This is a genomic window from Sphingomonas sp. YR710, assembly GCF_900101455.1.
Taxonomy (GTDB): Bacteria; Pseudomonadota; Alphaproteobacteria; order Sphingomonadales; family Sphingomonadaceae; genus Rhizorhabdus.
Map to the genome: position 1 here is coordinate 185,626 of NZ_FMZJ01000001.1, position 20,790 is coordinate 206,415.

Sequence of the window (20,790 nt, forward strand, 5' to 3'; positions counted from 1 at the left end):
ATCGCGAGCCTTCGAATCTTTTGGTTGTCCTCGCCGTTCGTGCGCGATCGTCACGCGACCTGGGCAATTTCCATGTCTTCCGGATCGCGTAGTACGTAGCCGCGGCCCCATACTGTCTCGATATAATTGTCGCCGCCGCAGGCCAGACTCAGTTTCTTGCGCAGCTTGCAGATGAAGACGTCGATGATCTTGAGTTCGGGCTCGTCCATCCCGCCATAAAGATGGTTGAGGAACATTTCCTTGGTGAGGGTAGTGCCTTTGCGGAGCGACAGCAGCTCCAGCATCGCATATTCCTTGCCGGTCAGATGCACGCGCGCGGTATCGACCTCGACGGTCTTCGCATCCAGATTGACGGCGATCTTGCCCGTCCGGATCACCGACTGGCTGTGGCCCTTCGAACGGCGCACGATCGCATGGATACGGGCGACCAGTTCTTCGCGGTGGAAAGGCTTGGTGACGTAATCGTCGGCGCCGAAGCCCAGCGCGCGAACCTTGGAATCCATTTCGCCGATACCGGAAAGGATCATCACCGGCGTCTGCACCTTGGCGGTGCGCAATTTCTTGAGCACGTCATATCCGTGCATGTCGGGCAAGTTGAGATCGAGCGCGATGATATCGTAATCATAGAGCTTACCGAGATCGAGGCCTTCCTCGCCAAGATCGGTTGTATAGACATTGAAACCCTCGGATCCCAGCATCAGCTCGATGCTCTTCGCCGTTGTGGGATCATCCTCGATCAGCAAAACCCGCATATCTAACCCCTGCCATGTGTCAGAGCGATGTCGTTTCCCCGCGGCCTCGCTCACCACTGTGATTAACCATTAACGTTATGGAGGCAAAAGGTTAAAACCGACTTAAGGTTCACTGCGGTTTTTACTTAGGTAGCGATTTTATTAACGCAGCCTGACCAAAAAAAACGGTGGCGAACCGAAGCCCCGCCACCGTTTTTCGCTAAAAACCGTGAGTTTTGCGTCAAAGCGCAACCGTCATGGGCAGTTCGGACGTGGCGGTCTCCGATTTCTGCGTGCGCAACTTGGTAATGTTATCGCGCGCCTTGTCGATCTGCTCATGGGCAACAATGGAAATATCATCTGCCGCCTGGCGCAACTTTTCGCGACTGACGGCTGCCGCCTTCGCGATTCGGTCCCGACCGAGGAACAGCGCTACACCAGCTGCGGTGACTGTCGCGATCGCGGTTACCGCGATCGATATAGTCTTGCCGTTGACGGGCACCGACCGAACAGCAGAGCGGGTGCGGCGGCCCAGGCTGCGAACGGCAGCCGTGGCATCGTCACGAACCGAAGCTGCACGGCGGAGCGCTGTCGGCGAAGCGGGTGCCGCTTTCGCGCGCGGTGTCCTTTTTGCGGCGCCGGCGGGCCGCGAGCGGGTGGTGGTGGCCATCATTTCCTCCATTGAGATACGCTGGGTTAAACACCCGGACGGCGAGCGGGGTTCCGCCATTTCGACGAAAGGCGGCCGGACGTTGGCTGGTGCCGATCAACTGGTTGGTGTATCTGCTTTGTTCCGATGGCACAGCCCGAGATCATGCCGGTTCAGACTCCGCTTCAGGAGCGCAAGATCATCCATATCGACATGGATGCCTTCTACGCTTCGGTCGAACAGCGCGACGATCCCGTGCTGCGCGGCAAGCCGGTGGCGGTGGGCGGTTCGCGCGAACGGGGTGTCGTGGCGGCGGCCAGCTATGAAGCTCGCGCCTATGGGGTGCGATCGGCAATGGCCTCCTCCGTCGCGCGCCGGCGCTGCGCGGACCTGATCTTCGTGAAGCCACGCTTCGAGGTCTATCGGGCCGTATCGCGGCAGATCCAGGCGATCTTCGCCGATTATACCGACCTGATCGAGCCGCTGTCGCTCGACGAGGCCTATCTCGACGTGACCGCGAATCATCGTGGGATCGGATCGGCGACCGAGATTGCCAAGGAGATCCGCGCACGGATCAAGGCGGAAACCGGCCTGACCGCGTCCGCCGGCGTATCCTACAACAAATTCATCGCCAAACTCGCCTCCGACCACAACAAGCCCGATGGCCTGTGCGTCGTGCGCCCGGCGCAGGGACCCGATTTCATCGCGAAGATCCCGATCGGGCGCTTCCATGGCGTGGGGCCGGTGACGGCGAAGCGGATGGAAAAGCTCGGCATCCATGATGGCGCTGACCTGCGCCGTTGCAGCCGGGAGTTCCTGTCGCAGCAATTCGGCAAATCGGGCGACTATTATTATCTTGCTGCGCGCGCGATGGACCATCGCGCGGTCCGCCCCGATCGCACCCGCAAGTCGATCGGTTCGGAAAACACCTTCTTCCGCGATCTGACCGCGCATGACGATCTGGTCGCGGCGCTCGCGGAGTCGGCGGGCATCGTCGCCCGCCATGCCGACCGTACCAGCCATGCCGGGCGCACCGTCTCGATCAAATTGCGCTATTCGGATTTCCGCACGATCACCCGCGCAAAGACGCTGCCTTATGCGATCGCGGATGAACGCCGGATTCTGGAGGTCGCCTTGTCGTTGCTCGCGCCGCTGGAGCCGGTGGAGCAGGGGGTGCGTCTGCTCGGCGTGACGTTGTCGGGGCTGGGCGGGGATGAGGCGGCGGTGACGGTGGAGCAACTGGCCCTGGCGCTGGAGTGAGCGTTCAAGGCTTGAATTCCATCGCTCGCAAAAACACCGCGTCGAACATCTCCGCTGTCAGCCGCCCGGTATTCTGATTGTAGCGCGAGCAGTGATAACTATCGATCAGCGTCAGTCCCGATGGCAACCGATGCTCGGCGAGATGGCCGAAGCGGTATTTGGGCAATTTGCCGCCGAGCGCCTTGATTGCCGACTGGTGCGCGATCTCGCCCAGCGCGATCACCACGCGCAGGTTCGGCAGCGCGTGGAGCGGTGGCTGCAGGAACTGGCGGCAGGTGCGGATTTCCAGCGGGGTCGGCTTGTTCTGCGGTGGCAGGCAGCGCACCGAATTGATGATGATCGCGCCGTCGAGCGCCAGCCCGTCATCGGGCCGGGCTTCGTAGCTGCCAACCGCGAGCCCGTGCCGGGTCAGCGTTTCGTAGAAGAGGATGCCGGCATGATCGCCCGTAAACGGCCGCCCGGTGCGGTTGGCGCCCTGCATACCGGGCGCGAGGCCGGCGATGGCGAGCCATGCGTCGGGATCGCCGAAGATCGGCACGGGGGCGTTATACCAGTCGGGATGCGCCGAGCGCTGTTCGTCACGGAACCCCGCCAGTCGCGGGCATAAGGGGCAATCGTGGGGCGGCTCGTAAGCGGGCAAAGGGGAGGCGATATCCATCGCCGCGGCCTACGCGTCTTTGTCGGTGGGCCGCAAGCCGGGAGGCAAGTGCCATCACTGCGCGGCCCGCAGGCTATGCGCCCGCAGCAAACCCGCTGTGACGAGGCCCCACAGGGACAGGATCGCGTTGATGACGGCCATGGCGCCGCGCGTGTCAATCGTCGGGGTGGAAAGCGCGGCAAAGAGCGTACCGAACCCCCATATTGTCGCACTGCCCATGAGCAGATGCGCTGACAGGATCAGCGCGAGCGTCGAGCCTGCGATGGCCGTGCCGAAGATCCCGACAGTGCGCGGCGCGCGAGGCCGATGCATCAGTGCGACTGACCAGAGCAGCAAGGCTCCCATCGTCGCAAATGCAAAGATCAGTTCTGCCCGCACATGGGTGGCCGGCTCGACGGTCACCACCATCAGCAGGCGGGCGCTGAAGGCCGCACCAAACAGCACGAGCCCGGCCCGGTTGAGCGGCTTTGCCGCACCCAGCTCATCACACAGGCACAAGATGCCGAAACTGATGCCCAGCCAGCAGGCAAAGGCGGCGGGGGCAAATATCGCGCCCGCCAGGCCGGCAAGGCAATGAGCGGGAGCAAATATAGCAAGAGCGATGGCGCCTGTGCGGGCATTGCGGCCTATCGGTTGGAACATTGGTGGTCTTACCCCTCCTTCGATCGTCGTCCAGGTACCAACGGTCCGAGGGGGGCGATATGGACAAGTCGCGCTGAATGTCCGATCCGCAGGCATGACCTATGTTCGTTTGTCCGCGCCGTCCGGCGTGCCCGTGCCGCCCGACTCCACTGCACGGCGGGCCCTGCTAACGGCCTTCGCCCGGCTGGCACTCAGCCGTCGCTATCGCGATTTTGGTGTGGAGGCGATTGTCCGTTCCGCCAAAGTCGCCCGCTCGACGTTCTACTACCATTTTTCCGGCAAGGATGACGTGTTGCTGGAGAACTTGCGGCCCTTCATCGCGGCGCTCGCGGAAATGCCCTTCACGCTTGAGCCGTCACATGAGCTTCGGCGCTGGGTTGAACATATCTGGCAGCAGCGCAGCGCTGCCTGCCGGCTGCTGGACGGAGCCACCGGCCGCAAGATCGAGGCGGCATTGGCTTTCGGCTTGTGTGAAGCGTTCGCGGCCCGGCCTTCGCCGCCGGATTCCGATCATCCTTTGTTGGCGCAACACGTTGCCGGTGGCAGCCTTTCGCTGTTGAAAGCCTGGGTGGGGCACCGCGTGACGGCAACGCCGTCCGACATAGCGCATATTCTATGGCGCGGCGCGAGATCGATCGAGCCGGGGCCGAACGAGGCGTTTCCGCTGGTGACGTGCCCTTCGGACTGAGTTTTCGTGGCACTAGCCAGGCGCGGGCGATAAGGGGGCCGGATGCATCTTCATCGATATGCGATCGCGCTGGGATCGAATCGGCCGCACGGCCGGCATGGCGCGCCGCAGGCGGTGATCGGTGCGGCGCTGGCGGCGCTGGCCAAAACGGGCGTGGGCCTTCTCGTCACGTCGTCGATCATTGCGACCGCCCCGATCGGCCCGGCCCGCCGCAGGTTTGCCAATGCCGCGGCGATCGTCGAGACCGGTCTCGAGCCGCCGGCTTTGCTCACACTGCTCAAGCGGATCGAAAGCGATTTCGGCCGCCGCCGCGGCCGCCGCTGGGGGGATCGGGTCGTCGATCTTGATATCTTGCTGTGGTCAGGCGGCCGGTGGACACAGCCGGCGGCGCGTGACGCGCTCATCATCCCGCACAGGGATTTATATCGACGCGATTTCGTGCTTCGGCCGCTGCGCGAAATCGCGGCAACCTGGCCCGATCGCCGCGTCGCCGCCGCCGTTCGACACGCTTATGCGCGATTGCTCCGTCCCAAGCCGGTTGACCGCGCGGCCCGCGGCCAATAGGGAGGCGCCCTTGTGGTGCGGGCTCGTAGCTCAGTCGGTAGAGCAACGGACTTTTAATCTGTAGGTCCCGGGTTCGAATCCCGGCGAGCCCACCATGCTACCGCGCGAATGTCGGGGCTTATTCTCATACCCCTTCCCGAACCGGGCCGCTGTACGCCGTCATCGCGACGGACACGGGCTGGACGTAGTCGCCCAAGGGGCAGATAATGTTCGAACCATCAGCCCGATCGGATCGAACTTCAGATGAAGGCAACCGCGTTGTGAAGAGGCCCTGGCTCATCGGCGGCGCAGCGATTGTCGTGATCGGGTTGCTCGGCATGGTCGCTTTTGGCTGGCGCATGGCGATCGCGCCGATAGCGCGTCCTGCGGTCGCCAGCTTTGCCCCTGCGCAGATCGCCCGGGGCGAGGTGCTCGCCAGTGCTGGTTATTGCGCGACCTGCCACACGGCAAAAGGGGGCGCGGTGCTGGCGGGCGGATATCCGATGAAGACGCCGTTCGGGACGATCTATTCGACCAACATCACCCCCGATTCCGAGACGGGCATCGGCACCTGGTCGCTTGCGGCTTTCCGCCGCGCGATGCACGAGGGCGTCGCGCGCGACGGATCGCATCTCTTTCCCGCCTTTCCCTATGATCACTTCACGAGATTAACCGATGGCGACGTGGCGGATCTCTATGCATTTCTGATGACGCGCCCGGCAATCAAAGCTCCGCCGAAATCGAACACCATTCCCTTCCCGCTCAATCTTCGCCTGCTGCAGGCGGGCTGGAAGCTGCTCTATTTCAAACCTGGCCGTTTCACCCCCGACGCCAGCAAGGACGCGGCGTGGAATCGCGGGGCCTATCTGGTCGAGGGGATCAGCCATTGCAGCGCATGCCATACACCGCGTGGCGCGCTGGGCGCGGAAAACAAGGATAAGGCCTATGCGGGCGCGCTTGTCGATCACTGGATCGCGCCGCCGCTGACGGGCGCCAACCCGTCTCCGGTGCCGTGGGGCGCAGACGAGCTGGTCGCCTATCTGGGTACTGGCGTCAGCCGCTATCATGGTGTTGCGGCGGGCCCGATGGGACCGGTCTCGCATGGGCTCAGCAAGCTGCCGCCCGCCGATCTGAAAGCGGTCGCGGCCTATCTCACCAGCCTTAACGGCGCGGCGGGCAAGAGCGCGGCCGGCGCCCCGGCGATCGGGCAAGCGCTCGCCACCGACCGGAGCGGTACCGGCCTTCAATATGATGCCGCCGCGCGGCTCTACACCGCTGCATGCGCGTCATGTCACTACAATAGCGGTAAGGAGCCCAATCCGCTGCGACCGGACCTGGCGCTCAACAGTGCGGTCAACATGGACGATCCGCGGAATCTGATCCGCGTCATTCTGTATGGCGTCGACGCGGCGGATGGCATTCCCGGCGTCGTCATGCCGGGTTTTGCACGCGGATTCAGCAATGCCGATGTCGGCCGGATTGCGAATTATGTGCGGGCCACCCGGACGTCCAGGCCCGCCTGGACCGACCTGGAACAGAAAGTCGCGACTATCCGCGCGGAAGGCAGGGGCCAGGAGCAATGACCAACTTCACCGTCAACGGCAAGGCCGTGACCACCCGAGTCGATGACGATACCCCGCTGCTCTGGGTGATCCGTGACGTCGTCGGGTTGACCGGTACGAAGTTTGGCTGCGGCATCGGTATGTGCGGGGCGTGCACCGTGCATGTCGGCGGCCGCGCGACCCGATCGTGCATCACGCCGATTGCCGCCGTCGAGGGCGCGAACATCACGACGATCGAGGGGCTCGATCCTGCGAGCGATCATCCGCTGCAACAGGCGTGGCGCGCGCTGCAGGTGCCGCAATGCGGTTATTGCCAATCCGGCCAGATCATGCAGGCGGCGGCGATGCTCGCCGACTTCCCTGCCCCAACCGATGAGGATATCGACACGGTCATGACGGGTAATCTGTGCCGCTGCATGACCTATTCGCGGATCCGCGCGGCGATCAAGCAAGCCGCTGCTGCAATGGCGCCGAAGTCATGAACCGGCCGTTCTCGCCCGATCAGCCAACAACGCCCTGGTCGCGGCGTGCCTTTCTGGTGGCGGGCGGCGCGGGCGTCATCGCGTTCGGCTTTTCGCATGTCATTGCGGCGATCGACCCCGCCGTCCCCGGCAATGTCCCGGGCGCGGGGACGGGGCCGCTGTTCGCGCCGACCCAGTGGTTCGCAATCGACAGCAAGGGCATCGTTACGGTCAACATCATCCGCGCGGAAATGGGCCAGCATGTCGGCACCGGACTTGCGCGCATCCTTGCCGACGAGCTTGAGGCAGATTGGGCCAAGGTCCGGATCGTCCATGTCGATACCGATCCCAAATGGGGGTTGATGGTGACCGGCGGCAGCTGGTCGGTCTGGCAAACCTTCCCGCTTTTCAGCCAGGCCGGCGCAGCAGGACGGATCGCGCTGATTGAGGCGGGCGCCAGGCTGATGGGTACGACGCCCGATCGCTGCATCGCAAAAGGGGGAGCAGTGCATGCCGGTGGCCGATCGATATCGTTCGGCGACATTGCCAAAAGCGGGGCCGTCGCGCGCCAGTTCACCGCCGAAGAGCTGGCCAAACTACCGATCAAATCCGTCGCGCGCCGCCAGCTGATCGGTCGACCGACGCCAGCGTTGGACATCGATGCGAAGACCAACGGCACCGCCATCTATGGCATCGACGCCAAGGTGGCCGGGATGGTCTATGCCCGCCCCAAGCTGCCGCCAACGCGCAACGGTGCCAAGGTCGTGTCGGTCGACGACAGCGCCGCGAAGAACGTCGCGGGCTATCAGCGCTACCTGATCCTCGAAGATCCTTCGGATACCGTGCCGGGTTGGGTGATGGCCATTGCCGACAATTATCCTGCTGCCATCAAGGCGGCAGACCTGATCGAGGTGAGCTGGGTCGCGGGACCCGGCGCCGATGTCAGCGAGAAGATGCTGCTCGATCACGCCGCCGGACTGATCGCCAGGACTGATGGCGGAGTCGATCTCGACGTATCGGACGGCCCTTCCCCCGCCAATTTCGGGGCAGGCGCCGCCAGCACGCTCGACGCGTCTTATACGACCGGCACGGTATTGCATTTCCAGCTGGAGCCGGTGAACGCACTGGCATTCCAAAAGGGCGGTGTGTTCGAAGTCCATACCGGCAATCAGTGGCAGAGCCTGATCCTGCCGACGCTCGCCAAGGCGCTCGGCATCCCGGAAGCCAAGATCGTGATGCGGACCTATCTGCTCGGGGGCGGTTTTGGGCGCCGGTTGAATGGCGATTACGCAGTGCCCGCTGCGCTCGCCGCGCAGGCGCTGGGCAAGCCGGTCAAGATGATCCTGACCCGCGAGGACGATGCGCGCTTTGATTCGGCGCGGTCTGTATCCGCACAGCGGCTGCGCATGGCGTTCGATCGTTCGGGCAAGGTGACGGCGATGGAGCATCATGCCTGCGCCGGCTGGCCGACGCAGGCGCTCGCGCCGGCTGTCCTCGCCAAGAACAAGGCCGGCGACAAATATGATCCGTTCGCGATCTCGGGCGCGGATCACTGGTATGACGTTGGACGCCAGCGGGTCCGCGCGATCGTCAACGATATGGCCAATACCACATTCCGGCCGGGTTGGTTGCGTTCGGTCGGGCCGGGCTGGACGAACTGGGCGCTGGAAAGCTTCATCGACGAAGCCGCGCACCATATCAAAGCCGATCCCGTAGCGTTCCGGTTGAAGCTGCTGACCGGCGCGGGCCGCAATGCGGGCAGCTCGCCAAGCGCGGTCGGCGGGGCGCTTCGGCAGGCCGAAGTGGTGCGGCGGGCGGCGCAGATGGCGGGCTGGGATGACAAGCTGCCTGGAGATACCGCACTGGGACTGGCGACCAGTTTTGGCCAGGAGCGCGACATGCCGACGTGGACGGCCTGTGTCGCGCGCGTCCATGTCGATCGCAAGACCGGCGTCGTGCGCGTGGAGAAGCTCACGCTGGCGGTCGATGCAGGTACGATCGTCGATCCCGACGGCGCGCTGGCGCAGGTGCAGGGCAGCGCCCTGTGGGGGCTGAGCATGGCGCTCCACGAAGGGACCGAATTCGTGAACGGCCAGGTCAGGGACACCAATCTCAATAGCTACATGCCATTGCGCATGGCAGACGTGCCCGAAATGGACATCGCTTTCGTCGAAAGCCCGCAACCGCCGGTTGGGCTCGGCGAGCCGGCCACGACGGTGGTAGGCCCGGCGATCGGCAACGCCATCTTCCGCGCGGTCGGCGTCCGGCTCCGTCACATCCCGATCACGCCGGCCCAGCTTTTGACGGAACTCAAGGCCTGACGCCGAGCCGCTGTGAAAGCTGGTCGCGTATGGCGGTCTCCATGAAGCCCGCCGACACGCTCGTTCGGTCAAGCGCGGCGAGGGCGGCTTCATCGAAGCCCAGAATGTCGGCCAGCAGGTTTCGCTCGGCGGACAGAGGCGAGCCGGTCTGCCGCGGATTGTCGTCGCCGAGCACGATCGGAACACCGCAGCGGTGAAAATGGCCTGCCGGATGGCTGGCGACGTCGGTTATCCCACCCGTGTACCAGTTCGATGTCGGGCAAGCTTCCACGACGATGCCGCGTGCGGCGATCTCGCGCAGCACGGCCGGATCGTCGGCGATATGCGTGCCATGTCCGATCCGGGTCACGCCGAGCAGATCGACCGCATCGATCGCGGCGGCGGCCGGGCCTGCTTCCGCCGCATGGCAGGTCAGGCCCAGGCCGGCGGCGCGTGCGATGGCGAATGCGCCGGCATGGACGCGCAGATCGGGATAGACAATCTCGTCCCCGGCCAGATCGAAGCCGACCACACCATTGCCGGCAAAGCGCGCGGCTGCGCGTGCCACCTGCTGGTTAGCTTCCGCGTCATGAAGCCGCAGCGAACAGACCACCGCTCCCGAGGCCATGCCGCTCGCCTGCGATCCCTGCCGCATGCCTTCGCAGACCGCGGCGATGACGCCGAGCAGGTCCATGTCGCCGCCGACATGGCTCAGCGGCCCGAAACGCAGTTCGAGATAATCCTCGCCGTCGGCCGCCGCATCCTCGACGGCTTCGCGCGCGATCCGGACCAGCGTGTCGGCGCGCGCGAAGAAGGGATAGGTCGAACCTACTTTCGCGAGATAGGCCGTCAGGTTGGAGGGGCAGGGCAGATGCAGCGCCTCCTCCCAGCCGCCCGCGGGCTCGGGCAGGCCGAGGATCGCGCCAAGCTCACGGGCCGTCGCCGGCCGGACTCGACCTTCGAGATGGGTGTGAAGATTCAGCAGCATTGCCGCGCCGCCGTTACCGGATCGCCGCCGCGGGGACGAAGCCGATGAGGCGATCGAGGAGGATAGGGCCGAATGGCCGGTTGGTTTCCAGCGCCACGCGCGTGCGGACTCCCGGCCGGTCGACAGGGCCCAGCCGCTGCCCGCGCAGATCGCAGATTGTCTGCCCTCTTCCCGGGCCCCGTGTCGTGTCGACGACGATATCCACGGCAGGCGCTCGGGTCGCGCGGATGTCGCCGGTGGCGATGGCGGCCGCCAGCGGATCGTGCAAGGCGCAGCTACGCTCCCCGTAGAGAGGGACATAATAATCGAAATAGATGTCCAGCATCGCGCCGATGGCGCGCACCAGCGCGCTCGGCGCGGCGAGAAGCGCCTCGCGATCCCGATCGTAAAGCCGGTTTTCCAGCGTGATATCGAGCGGCACGAGCATGATGTCCCAATCCGCTGCGATGAGCGCCGCCGCCGCTTCTGGGTCATTGCCCAGATTGGCTTCGGCCACCGCGCTGATATTGCCTGGAACCAGCGCCGCGCCGCCCATCGTCGTCACCCGACGAATGCGTCGTGGCAGATCGGGATCGCGCTTCAGCGCCATCGCGATATTGGTGGTCGGCCCGACAGTCACGATCGAAAGGGTGTCGCCATGCTTGCGGGCAAGATCGATCAGCAAGTCGGCGGCGTCGCATGGTTCTGCCTGACGCGGTGCGGGCGGCAATGCCACCTCGCCTATCCCGTTTTGCCCGTGGATCCAGGGCACGCCGCCTGCGAACGTGCCGGCAAGCGGATCATGCGCGCCGACCGCAACCGGCACGTCATCGCGCCCGGCCAGATGCAACAGATCGAGCGTGTTCCGGGCGGCCTGCGCGGCGCTGACATTGCCGCTGACCGTGCCTACGCCGACGAGATCGATACAAGGGGATGCCAGCAGGAAGGCGAGCGCCATCGAATCGTCGATACCGGTGTCGCAATCGAAATAGACCGGCCATGGTCGCGCGGCGTCGTTCAAATATCGTCTCCAGCAAGCGGCTTCATACAAAGGCTGGAAGCCAGAGCGAGGACCGTCAACCCGCAGGCGATCCAGAGCGCCGTACGATAGCCCCCGCCCGTTGCGAGGGCACAGAACGGGGCGACGACGGCTATACCCAGATTGACGCCGATGCCGAAGGCTGCGCCATTGAGGCCCGGCAATGCCGCCGGGGCGTCTTCAGGCGAGAGCAACACGCCAAGACCGTTCAACATGGTCAACGCCAGCCCGTTATAGGTGAGGCCGAGCGCTGCGATCGCCATCATCACGATCAGCGGATGTGCCATCTGCGTCGCGATCGTGACGAGCAAGGCAAGGCTTGCGATCAGGCCGTAGCGGAGGATTCTGATCCACCCGGCATGCCCGCCTAGCCAGCCCGCGAACGGCGCCGCAAGCACACCGACGAACGCCGCCGGTGAGAGAAAGATCAAGGCTGCGGTGGCGCTGTCATAACCGAAACCGGCCCGCACATCCTGACTCAACAGGACGATCGTGAAATTGATGACGGGGAATATCCCGGCCAAAGTCAGCAATGTCGTCGCCAGCACCGGCCAGATCTGCCGCGACCTGAGATGACGGGTGGCAATGAGCGGCGTCTCGCCTCGCGCTTCGACTCGCCAGAATGCGAGAATGGCGATTGCCGCGCCCCCGAGCCAGCCAAGCGCGCCGATACTCGCCCATCCAGCAGCAGCGCCCTGCGTGACGAAGAAGCTCGTGCTGATCAGGCCGATCGACAATGTCGCGGCACCCGGCCAGTCCATTCGACCGGAATCGCTCCAGGGCCGGTCGCGCGGCACCACCAGCAAGGTTGCCGGAAGGGCGACCAGCCCGACCAGCAGGACGGCCACGAAGACCGATCGGACCCCGAAATTCTGGGCAAGCAGTCCGCCGATATAACCATCGATACCGGCGGCCCCGCCGCAAATCGCGGTGAGGAGGCCGAGCGTCGGACCGAACGCCTCTTTTCGCAAGGCTTCCCGCAGCAGGATATAGGCGAGCTGGAATGCTGCGCTCGTACATCCCTGGAGGACCCTGCCGACCAACAGCACGGGCAGGTTCGTTGCGACGATGCACAGCAAGGTGCCACAAGCGAGAAGGACGAGCACCATGATGAGGCAGCGTCGGCGCCCGATAAAATCGCTCCACCGGCTGAGAACTACGCCGGCAATCCCCCCGGCCAGGAAGAAAAGCGATGAAACCCAGCTGATACGATCAATACTCTCGCCCAGCTCCGCCGCCAGAGCCGGCAGGACAGGCGTGATCATGGTCGCATTCAGCTGATAGGACAGGACGGCGAGGGTCAGCGAGGCGACCAGCGCGGCCGCCTTCATACCGCGCAACGGTTCGCCGGGAACCATTATGGCATGCGGCTCGGCGAACGAAGCCGGCAGAATGGCGAGGTCGGCCATAGACTCAGCGCCTCGAACGGATTTCAGCGCGGATCGTCGTCACACGTCGCATATGCCCCCGCTTGCATCTACCCGGTATATCCCGGTCTTTCCCGATCCTCCCTCTGGCCCCGTTGCGCCACTTGTCGGGCGATGCTCGGCCTTTCGCTATGCGAATGTCAATGGACTCATAGGGGCCGGCGAGACGGAGGCGCTCTTGTGAACGGCATCGGCAATATGCCGAACGATCAACGTCAGCTGGACAGCAGCGGGTAGAGGACGCGCCGCTCCTCTTCGATCCGGGCCCGCATCGAATTGCGCATCGCCAATGATGCGCGGCAATATCCCGGCCAGTCTTCGACGATCTTCTCGATCGTCCATTCGTTGACATGCCGTGCCGAATATTGCCGCAGTTCGACACCGATAGCCTTCAGCTTCAGCAGTTGTTCGCGTTCCGCGCCGTCCGCGCCGCTCAGAAGAGCGCGGTAAACGTTGCTTTCAATGATGTCGGATCGCCGCCTGCTCGCCTGGCTCAATCGCCACCGCACGCCCGTCAATTGAACGCGATCGGGCATCTCGAAACTGGTCAATAGTTCCAGCTCATCGATCCATGCGACGATTTCCGCATGGGCATCCCGGAGCTCGGCAAGCATGGCTTCGTCTCCAACTACGCAACATTACTTATCTTCGAGTTACTTCAACGCGTGTGGCAAACGAGATCAGTCGACACATGCGAATCAATTCAACAGTGCTACTATCGCGCTGCAGCAATCATTCTAACCGAACATTTTTGACGATCCAGCAGTTTGTCGGAGGTCGCGTATGATGCATTTGCGTTGGGATGTGGCGGCCGTTCTCGTGCGTCGGCGGGGAAGGCGCGACAGGCCATCGGAATTGGAGCATCGTGAAGGCGTGCTGGCAGCGCTGATCGACCATGTCGTGAAGCGGCCTGTCGCGGAACAGCGCGATTATCTGATCTATGCGGATGGCCGTGCCGAACCGCTGGACGTCACCAATATTCACCAAATGCGGTGCCGACCGGATTTTCCTGGCTGAACAATCCGGGCTGTTCGGATGCTATCGTCCTCGTCGCAAATCGCGGATCGGGTGAGCCCTAGAAGCTGAAGCGCCCACCCAATCCCAGGACGATGGCATGTGCGCTGGCCAGTCGGCCGTTGGTGATGACCGGGGTCGCCACCGGGCTGCCCTCGAACGCGATCGTCTGGCGATCGACGCTCGAATGATCGAAGATGATATATTCGGCGGCGGCGTCGATGGTGATCGTGCGGGATATGCGATGGCTCGCGCCGGTGGTGACCGCGGTGCGGTTGGCATCGGGGACGTTCGGATCGCGGCGGCCGTCCTGGGTGGGCGTCTCGTCGCGATAGGCGCCGACGCGCAAAGTCCAGTCGGGCGAGATCGCCCAGTCGGCCCCGCCGGCAATCATCCAGGTGTTGCGATACTCCTCGGGCACGAACGCGCCTGCCGGCAGAGACAGTCGGATCCGATCGAATTTCTTCCATCCGAAGCGGATCGCTTGCAGATTGAGCGTCACCGCATCGGTAGCCTTGAAGCGGACGCCGGCAATCGCCTGCCACGGGGTGCGGAAATTGGCGGTGGTATGGATGGTGCCATTAGAGCCGGCCAGCGGGCCGAGCAGTCCGGCAATCTCCAGCGTGCCGTGGTAGGTGTGCCGGATCGCCGATTTGTAGCTGATCCCGGCCGTAAGGCGTGGCGTCACGAGCTGGGCACCTGCGCTCCAGCCGAAATCGACGCCGTCGCCCTTCAGCGCCTGTGTTCCGTCGGGCAGCGCCGGCGAGAGGTTGGGCAGTTCCTTCTGGAGGGTCGCATCGGAATATTCGACGTTGAGCGCACCACCGACCCGGATCATCTCGGTGACCTTGATGCCGATCGATGGCTGGATGTCGATCGTCAGCAGACGCGTCCGATCGGCGATATAGCGGGTCCAGCTGTTCGAATGATAATCGGTGGTGAAGCTGAACGGTGAGGAAAAGGCCAGACCGACCGCGATACGATCGGTGATCGGCACGGCGATCGCGCCCGAGGGCAGCAGGCCGGTGCGGGCGGGGTTATGTGGATTGGGATCGCCGCCGACGGGGGCCGTCGGCTGGCCGGGGCGCGTGATCAGCGTCGCATTGTCGCGGACATTGGCGCGGGGCACGATCAGCGCGGCCCCGAACGCGGCGCTGATATGGTCGGAGCCGGCAATCGCCGCCGGATTCCACCACAGGGATTCGGGGCCCTGATCGGCGGCTTCGCCCGAAAAGGCGCGACCCGCGCCTTTGATCGACTGCTCGTTGAGATAGAAGCTCGTGGCGCCCGCCGGGGCGCTGAGCGCCACACAAAAGGGAAGGCCCAGCCATACGATGGCCTTGCTGCGGAAATTGCCCATCGAGATCCCCCTCTTTACGATTTGATCATATGATATGCTGATCACGGGATGCGTACCAGACAAGTCTGGACAAAGGCTTGACGAAGAATGCACATCGTCGGGAGGGGGAGATCGAAACATGCAGGTGCGTTTCTGGGGGACGCGAGGATCGCTGGCGAAGCCTGGGCCGTCGACGATCCGCTATGGGGGCAATACGTCCTGCGTCGAGATCACGTCTGCCGGTGGCACGCGGCTGATCATCGATTGCGGAACGGGCGGGCACGATCTGGCGCAGGCGATCATGGCCGAGGGGCGGCCGTCGCGTGGTCACATGCTGATCAGCCACACCCATTGGGATCATATCCAGGGCATACCGTTCTTCACCCCCTTCTTCGTGCCCGGCCACGAATGGGATCTCTACGCGCCGCAGGGCTTCGACGAGTCGCTGCGCGAGGCGCTCGCCGGGCAGATGGAATATACCTATTTCCCGGTGACGCTCGACGCGTTCGGCGGCAAGGTTCGCTATCACAATCTCGGCGAAGGCAGCTTCGCGATCGACGATATGACGATTCACACGCGCTATCTGAATCATCCGGCGCTGACCCTTGCGTTCCGGATCGAATGCGGTGGCGCTGCTCTGGTCTATGCCTGCGATCATGAGCCGCATTCGCGCGACCTGGCATTGGGCCAGGATCATGGCCATGACACGATCGCCGGCGAGGATCTGGCCCATGCCGAATTCATGCAGGACGCCGACCTGATTATCCACGACGCGCAATATCTGGCACCCGAATATGACGCCAAGCGCGGCTGGGGCCACAGCACCGTCGAATATGCGCTGACCATCGGCCGCACGGCGCGCGCGCGCAAGCTGGCGCTTACCCATCATGATCCGCTGCGCAACGACGATGCCGTTGACACGATGATGGCTGCGCTGCGGGGACGGATGATCGCAGGCGATCCGGATCTGTTTGCTGCGGCCGAAGGCATGGTGATCGATCTCACGCCCTCGGGCGATCCCGATCGCCATCCCACCACGACGAAGAATGCCGCCAGCGCGATCCGCGACGGGAATGTCGTGGGGACCCCATCGCTGCTGCTGATCGCATCGGACGCCGGCATCATCGATCGGATCCGCCGCGCCGTCGTCAACGAACCCATCCTGTTGCACCACGCGGCGGACGCCAATGCAGCGATCGATCTGGCGCGGCGCCATCCCGCGATGCTGATCGCCGAGGCCGGGCTGGCGGGCCTCGATCAGGCGCTCGCGCGGATCCACACGCCCGATCTCCCGCTGATGCTGATCGGCGGCAAGGCGGCTGGCGCGCCAGATGCGGTCGATCGGCTCGATGAGCCCTGGTCGGTTGAATATGCCCGCACTCGCATTCGCACCTGGCTGTTGCGGACCGAACCGCTGTGGGCGCGTCCGCCGATGCCGGTCGACGAGGATCTAAGGATCGAGGCGCTGCATGCGCTCGACATCCTGGATACGCCACCCGAAGAGCGTTTCGATCGCCACACGCGGCTGGCGGCGGCGCTGCTCCACGCGCCGATATCGCTGATCACGCTGATCGATTCCGACCGTCAGTGGTTCAAATCCTGTTTTGGCACATGCCTCGAACAGACCCCTCGCGAGGTGAGCTTCTGCGCGCATGCCGTTGCCGCGCGGGCGACGCTGGTGATTTCCGATATGTTGCTCGATGCGCGCTTCCGCGAACATCCTCTGGTTGTCTCCGATCCGCACGTTCGCTTCTATGCGGGCGCGGTGATCTATGCGCCGGGCGGGCAGCCGATCGGCACATTGTGCGTCGTCGATACGCGCCCGCACCTGATCACCGACGAACAGCGCGAACTGCTGGCCGATCTTGCGGCGATGGTCGGCGCCGAACTGGCGCGCGTGCCGGAACTGGCCCGCGACCTGCCATGAAAGACCTGCCCGCCATCGCCGTTCGGGATAAGGGCGCGCATGGGCCGGATACGGCGCGCGCATTGTTCTGGCGGCTGGTGTGGCTCTATCAGGGGGGCTGTTTCACCGCGTTGTCGGTGACGATGCTGCTCGTTCTGCTCGGGCTGGAATTCAATTTCTTCCAGTGGTGCGTGCTGTTCGTCGAAACGCCGATCGTCGTCGCGATCTACAACCTGTCCGACGTCTATGTGATCAGGCGGCATGTTCGGCCGATCCAGGCGGCGTTGCGGATCCTCGACAGCGGCGAAACGCCGCCCGCCACGGTGACGTCCGAAGCGATGCTCTCCGCGCTCAACCTGCCCTTCTATTCCTTCCTGCGCGTGACCTTCCTGCATGGGCCGATGGTGACGGCGCTCGTCTGCATCGTGTTGCCGGCCGCCAATCTCGCGGTCAATGCGGGTTTCCAGACATGGCAGGTCGTGGCTTTTGCGATGACGACGATGTTCTTCGCATCGCCCACCCACGCGATCTTCGAATATTTCGGCGTCAGCCGGAAGATCGTCCCGACGATCCTGCGCTTGTCCGATGCGTTGGGCGGGGCGCTGGCGCCCGAATATCAGTCGCGGCTGATCGCGATCCGGCTCAAGAGCAAATTGCTGTATCTGGCGATCTTCGTGACCGCGCTGCCGCTCGCCTTCTTCGGTGTGTCGATGGCGTTCAAGGTCGATCGGATGTTCGCGGCGAACGGCGTCCATCTGAGCGCCGGGCAGATGATGCCGCTCTATATCTGGATCGCCGGCGTCGCTTTGGTCTGCATGCTCGGATCGGTAATGATGGCGCTGCTGACCGCGCTCGAAGTGTCGCGATCGGCGGGGCAGTTGATCGAGGCGATGCGTGAGGTGGAGGTCGGCAGCCTCGATGCCGTGCGCGTCGACTTGCTCACCACCGACGAATATGCCGACATCTTCCGCGGTTTCCAGCTGATGCTCGAGGCGCTGCGCGAGGAGCAACTGATCCTCGCGGTCAGCCATGATCTGGCCGGCGAACTCCAGCTCGAGATACTGATCGCCCGCGTGATGCGCGCGACCACCGAATTGCTCAATGCAGAGCGCTCGACCCTGTTCATCTATGACGAAAAGACGCACGAGCTCTTCTCGCTATTTGCCGAGGGCGATCTGGTGCGCGAGATCCGCATCCCCGCCGATCGCGGCATTGCCGGCGCGGTGTTCACCACCGGCAAGCCAGAGAATATCACCGATCCCTATTCGGATCCGCGCTTCAACCCCGAGGTCGATCGCGCGACCGGTTTCGTGACGCGATCGATTCTGTGCCAGCCGATCCTCGACAAGCATGGCGGCCGCATCGGCGTGAGCCAGGTGCTCAACAAGCGCAGCGGCGATCATTTCCTTGCGAAGGACGAGGCCCGGCTGCGCGCCTTCTCGTCGCAGATCGCGGTATGCCTCGAAAATGCCCGGCTGTTCGATGACGTGCTGAGCATGAAGAATTACAACGAAAGCATCCTCAAGAGTACGTCGAACGGCGTCATCACCTTCGATGCCGACAATCGTATCGTTCGCACCAACGAGGCCGCCCGCGCCTTACTGGGCGTATCGGAAGATCTCGCCGGGCAGGCGGCGCGCGATGTGTTCGCCGCCAACGCATGGATGGCCGAGCAGCTCGAACGCACGTCGAGCGATCTCGAATCGCATCTCGTCGTCGATACCGAGATCAAGCGGGACGATGCCACGAGCGCATCGGTCAACCTCACAGCCGCGCCGCTGATCGACGCCAATGACAACCGGATCGGCTCGATGCTGGTGCTCGAAGACATCACCTCCGAAAAGCGCGTCCGGTCAACGATGGCGCGTTATATGTCGAAGGAGGTCGCTGAACAGCTGCTCGAGGCTGGTGAGAGCGAGCTGATCGGCAAGGATCAGACCGTGTCGATCCTGTTTTCCGACGTGCGCGGCTTCACTACCATCGCCGAAGCAATCGGAGCGCGCGAGACGGTGGCGATGCTCAACAGCTACTTCACCGAGATGGTCGACGTGATCTTCGCGCATGGCGGGATCCTCGACAAATATATCGGCGACGCGATCATGGCCCTGTTCGGCGCGCCGTTCGCGGGCCCCACCGATGCCGACAATGCGATCGCCACCGCCAACCAGATGCTGGTCGAACTGGCCGCGCTCAACATGCGGCGCACGGCCGGCGGGCAGAAGCCGATCGATATCGGGCTCGGCGTCAGCACCGGCGACGTGATCGTCGGCAATATCGGCTCGATCAAGCGCATGGAATATACGGTGATCGGCGACAGCGTGAACCTCGCCTCACGGCTCGAGGGCGCGAACAAATATTATGGATCGAAGATCCTGTTCTCCGAATTCACCAAGCAGCGCCTGACCAAACCGCTCTTGATGCGCGAGATCGATCTGATCCGGGTCAAGGGCAAGGACTTCCCGGTCGCGGTCCATGAGTCGCTCGAATATCGGATCGGCGAACTCGACAATGGCCTCGGCCGGATGCTCGAACATTATCAGGCGGGATTCGCGGCCTATCGGGCTCAGGCGTGGGACGATGCCGAGGCTGCGTTCAAGGCGGCTTTGTCGATCATGCCCGAAGACGGCCCCTCGGCCATGTATATCGAACGCTGCCGCCGCTTCTCGGTCTCGCCCCCGCCCGCGAATTGGGACGGGATCTGGACACTCACCGACAAGTGACACTCATATCGCGGTAATTGCTATTACGTCCCCAAAACTTAGAATCGCGAGAGCAGCCCCCGTTTGCTGTCCGGCTTCGGCGTGATCGCCTTGCGGAACCACTCTGCCAGATCGGAGATCTCGGTCGCGGCCTGTGGATCGTCGCCCTCGATATTCCTGGCGGCAAAGGCCAGTTCGTCGGCGACGGCAACGATCTGGCCAGTGCTGATCGCCTTGGACCTGTGCAGGCCCAGCAGGACAGCCTTGATGGCGGCTTCGGTTGCACGGTCCATGCAGTCTCCTCTGACGGTCATAGCCGCGCATATAGGATAGGGCCGCCATCGTGGACAGCCCATGCATGGCCGAGTCAAATCATCCGGAGCGTCAGGGCGCCCGCGCGATCATCAGCGGTAAGGCGGGCTTTCCGCTTCCCGCGACCTGCAAGATATAGGAGCCAGGCTCCAGCGCGAAATCGACAATCTTGCGGATGCCCGAACAATCGGGGCCATGGCCATGCGCTGTCGAGGCGATGGCTTTCGTGCCGCTGAGCACGTCAATCCAGGCGCCGGCGCCAAGTGCCACGCGGTAGGTGCCGGCATGTTGGACGGTGAACGCGAACAGGCCGCCATAGCTCGCCGCATCACCGGGCTTTTCCGGGCTGGTCACGTAGCGCATCTCGCTGGTCGGCCTGAGCGTCGCGTCTGCGGCCGTCTCGATTTCCAGCGGCGCGGCGCGGGTGCCCGATGCCGCGCCGGCCGCCATGATCGGATGGCGCGAAGTCCAACCGGCAAGCTCGGCCGGCAACGTCGCCGGCCCGGCCGCACAGCGCTGGTCATCGGCCTGCGCCCGGACTTCTGACAGCGGCATCATCAATGCAATCCCAGCCAATATTGCAACATGAGCAT

At 63.9% G+C, this 20,790-nt stretch carries 20 protein-coding genes and 1 tRNA gene; 10 read left to right on the top strand and 11 right to left on the bottom strand.

The features are described 5' to 3' along the window. Window positions 1-50: 50 nt before the first annotated feature. Together ctrA and BLS13_RS00980 are read right to left on the bottom strand one after the other, a co-directional pair. A complete protein-coding gene (gene ctrA / locus BLS13_RS00975) occupies window positions 51-752 on the bottom strand; it encodes a response regulator transcription factor CtrA (RefSeq protein WP_037526493.1) in 702 nt (233 codons plus the stop codon). 220 nt (window positions 753-972) lie between these two features. Then, window positions 973-1,401 carry a hypothetical protein gene (locus BLS13_RS00980; RefSeq protein ID WP_143011829.1) on the bottom strand — a complete coding sequence of 143 codons (429 nt, stop codon included), beginning with the start codon at window positions 1,399-1,401 and terminating at the stop codon, window positions 973-975. 126 nt (window positions 1,402-1,527) lie between these two features. On the opposite strand from BLS13_RS00980, the gene dinB reads away from it, so the two are divergent. Beyond that, window positions 1,528-2,640 (top strand): DNA polymerase IV, encoded by a 1,113-nt coding sequence (gene dinB / locus BLS13_RS00985; protein ID WP_256325640.1) that lies wholly within the window; start codon window positions 1,528-1,530, stop codon window positions 2,638-2,640. 4 nt (window positions 2,641-2,644) lie between these two features. On the opposite strand, the gene BLS13_RS00990 is transcribed toward dinB, so the two are convergent. Then, window positions 2,645-3,298, bottom strand: a complete 654-nt coding sequence (locus BLS13_RS00990; RefSeq protein WP_093449025.1) for a uracil-DNA glycosylase — start codon at window positions 3,296-3,298, stop codon at window positions 2,645-2,647. A 54-nt stretch (window positions 3,299-3,352) separates the two neighbouring features. Then, window positions 3,353-3,940 (bottom strand): hypothetical protein, encoded by a 588-nt coding sequence (locus BLS13_RS00995; RefSeq protein WP_143011830.1) that lies wholly within the window; start codon window positions 3,938-3,940, stop codon window positions 3,353-3,355. 94 nt (window positions 3,941-4,034) lie between these two features. On the opposite strand from BLS13_RS00995, the gene BLS13_RS01000 reads away from it, so the two are divergent. From BLS13_RS01000 to BLS13_RS01025, 6 genes are all read left to right on the top strand, one after another. Further along, on the top strand, window positions 4,035-4,628 hold the full coding sequence (locus tag BLS13_RS01000; RefSeq protein WP_176943374.1) for a TetR/AcrR family transcriptional regulator: 594 nt from the start codon (window positions 4,035-4,037) through the stop codon (window positions 4,626-4,628). Between the two features lie 42 nt (window positions 4,629-4,670). Further along, entirely contained in the window at window positions 4,671-5,192 is a 522-nt protein-coding gene (gene folK, locus BLS13_RS01005; RefSeq protein WP_093449032.1) for a 2-amino-4-hydroxy-6-hydroxymethyldihydropteridine diphosphokinase, read from the top strand. Window positions 5,193-5,211: 19 nt separating this feature from the next. Continuing rightward, window positions 5,212-5,287: transfer RNA gene (locus tag BLS13_RS01010), tRNA-Lys, on the top strand. Window positions 5,288-5,452: 165 nt separating this feature from the next. Further along, complete coding sequence (locus BLS13_RS01015) at window positions 5,453-6,754, top strand: c-type cytochrome (protein ID WP_256325641.1); 1,302 nt, start codon at window positions 5,453-5,455, stop codon at window positions 6,752-6,754. Then, window positions 6,751-7,215 (top strand): (2Fe-2S)-binding protein, encoded by a 465-nt coding sequence (locus BLS13_RS01020; RefSeq protein ID WP_093449037.1) that lies wholly within the window; start codon window positions 6,751-6,753, stop codon window positions 7,213-7,215. Before BLS13_RS01015 ends, BLS13_RS01020 begins: the two co-directional genes overlap by 4 nt. Next, window positions 7,212-9,515: a xanthine dehydrogenase family protein molybdopterin-binding subunit gene (locus BLS13_RS01025; protein WP_093449040.1), complete on the top strand. Its 2,304-nt coding sequence runs from the start codon at window positions 7,212-7,214 to the stop codon at window positions 9,513-9,515. Before BLS13_RS01020 ends, BLS13_RS01025 begins: the two co-directional genes overlap by 4 nt. Here BLS13_RS01025 and add read toward each other — a convergent pair. From add to BLS13_RS01045, 4 genes are all read right to left on the bottom strand, one after another. Then, entirely contained in the window at window positions 9,505-10,482 is a 978-nt protein-coding gene (gene add, locus BLS13_RS01030) for an adenosine deaminase (protein WP_093449042.1), read from the bottom strand. The two genes, BLS13_RS01025 and add, sit on opposite strands and share 11 nt — an antisense overlap. Window positions 10,483-10,495: 13 nt before the next feature. Continuing rightward, window positions 10,496-11,482 carry a nucleoside hydrolase gene (locus BLS13_RS01035; protein WP_218123209.1) on the bottom strand — a complete coding sequence of 329 codons (987 nt, stop codon included), beginning with the start codon at window positions 11,480-11,482 and terminating at the stop codon, window positions 10,496-10,498. Beyond that, window positions 11,479-12,909: an MFS transporter gene (locus BLS13_RS01040; protein WP_093449044.1), complete on the bottom strand. Its 1,431-nt coding sequence runs from the start codon at window positions 12,907-12,909 to the stop codon at window positions 11,479-11,481. Before BLS13_RS01040 ends, BLS13_RS01035 begins: the two co-directional genes overlap by 4 nt. A gap of 233 nt (window positions 12,910-13,142) precedes the next feature. Then, window positions 13,143-13,541 carry a hypothetical protein gene (locus tag BLS13_RS01045; protein WP_093449046.1) on the bottom strand — a complete coding sequence of 133 codons (399 nt, stop codon included), beginning with the start codon at window positions 13,539-13,541 and terminating at the stop codon, window positions 13,143-13,145. Between the two features lie 169 nt (window positions 13,542-13,710). Between BLS13_RS01045 and BLS13_RS01050 the strand changes: the two genes are divergently transcribed. Continuing rightward, a complete protein-coding gene (locus BLS13_RS01050) occupies window positions 13,711-13,944 on the top strand; it encodes a hypothetical protein (RefSeq protein ID WP_093449048.1) in 234 nt (77 codons plus the stop codon). Window positions 13,945-14,002: 58 nt separating this feature from the next. Here the strand turns inward: BLS13_RS01050 and BLS13_RS01055 are convergent, their stop codons facing one another. Further along, on the bottom strand, window positions 14,003-15,301 hold the full coding sequence (locus tag BLS13_RS01055; protein WP_093449051.1) for an OmpP1/FadL family transporter: 1,299 nt from the start codon (window positions 15,299-15,301) through the stop codon (window positions 14,003-14,005). Between the two features lie 118 nt (window positions 15,302-15,419). On the opposite strand from BLS13_RS01055, the gene BLS13_RS01060 reads away from it, so the two are divergent. After that, entirely contained in the window at window positions 15,420-17,207 is a 1,788-nt protein-coding gene (locus BLS13_RS01060) for a GAF domain-containing protein (RefSeq protein ID WP_176943375.1), read from the top strand. Further along, a complete protein-coding gene (locus BLS13_RS01065) occupies window positions 17,204-19,906 on the top strand; it encodes an adenylate/guanylate cyclase domain-containing protein (RefSeq protein ID WP_093449056.1) in 2,703 nt (900 codons plus the stop codon). The genes BLS13_RS01060 and BLS13_RS01065 overlap by 4 nt, the downstream gene beginning before the upstream one ends. Window positions 19,907-19,944: 38 nt before the next feature. On the opposite strand, the gene BLS13_RS01070 is transcribed toward BLS13_RS01065, so the two are convergent. After that, window positions 19,945-20,178: a hypothetical protein gene (locus tag BLS13_RS01070; protein ID WP_093449060.1), complete on the bottom strand. Its 234-nt coding sequence runs from the start codon at window positions 20,176-20,178 to the stop codon at window positions 19,945-19,947. Window positions 20,179-20,269: 91 nt separating this feature from the next. Further along, the gene (locus BLS13_RS01075) at window positions 20,270-20,755 is read right to left on the bottom strand and encodes a homogentisate 1,2-dioxygenase (protein WP_256325643.1); all 486 of its coding nucleotides are present in this window, start codon (window positions 20,753-20,755) and stop codon (window positions 20,270-20,272) included. Window positions 20,756-20,790: the final 35 nt, after the last annotated feature.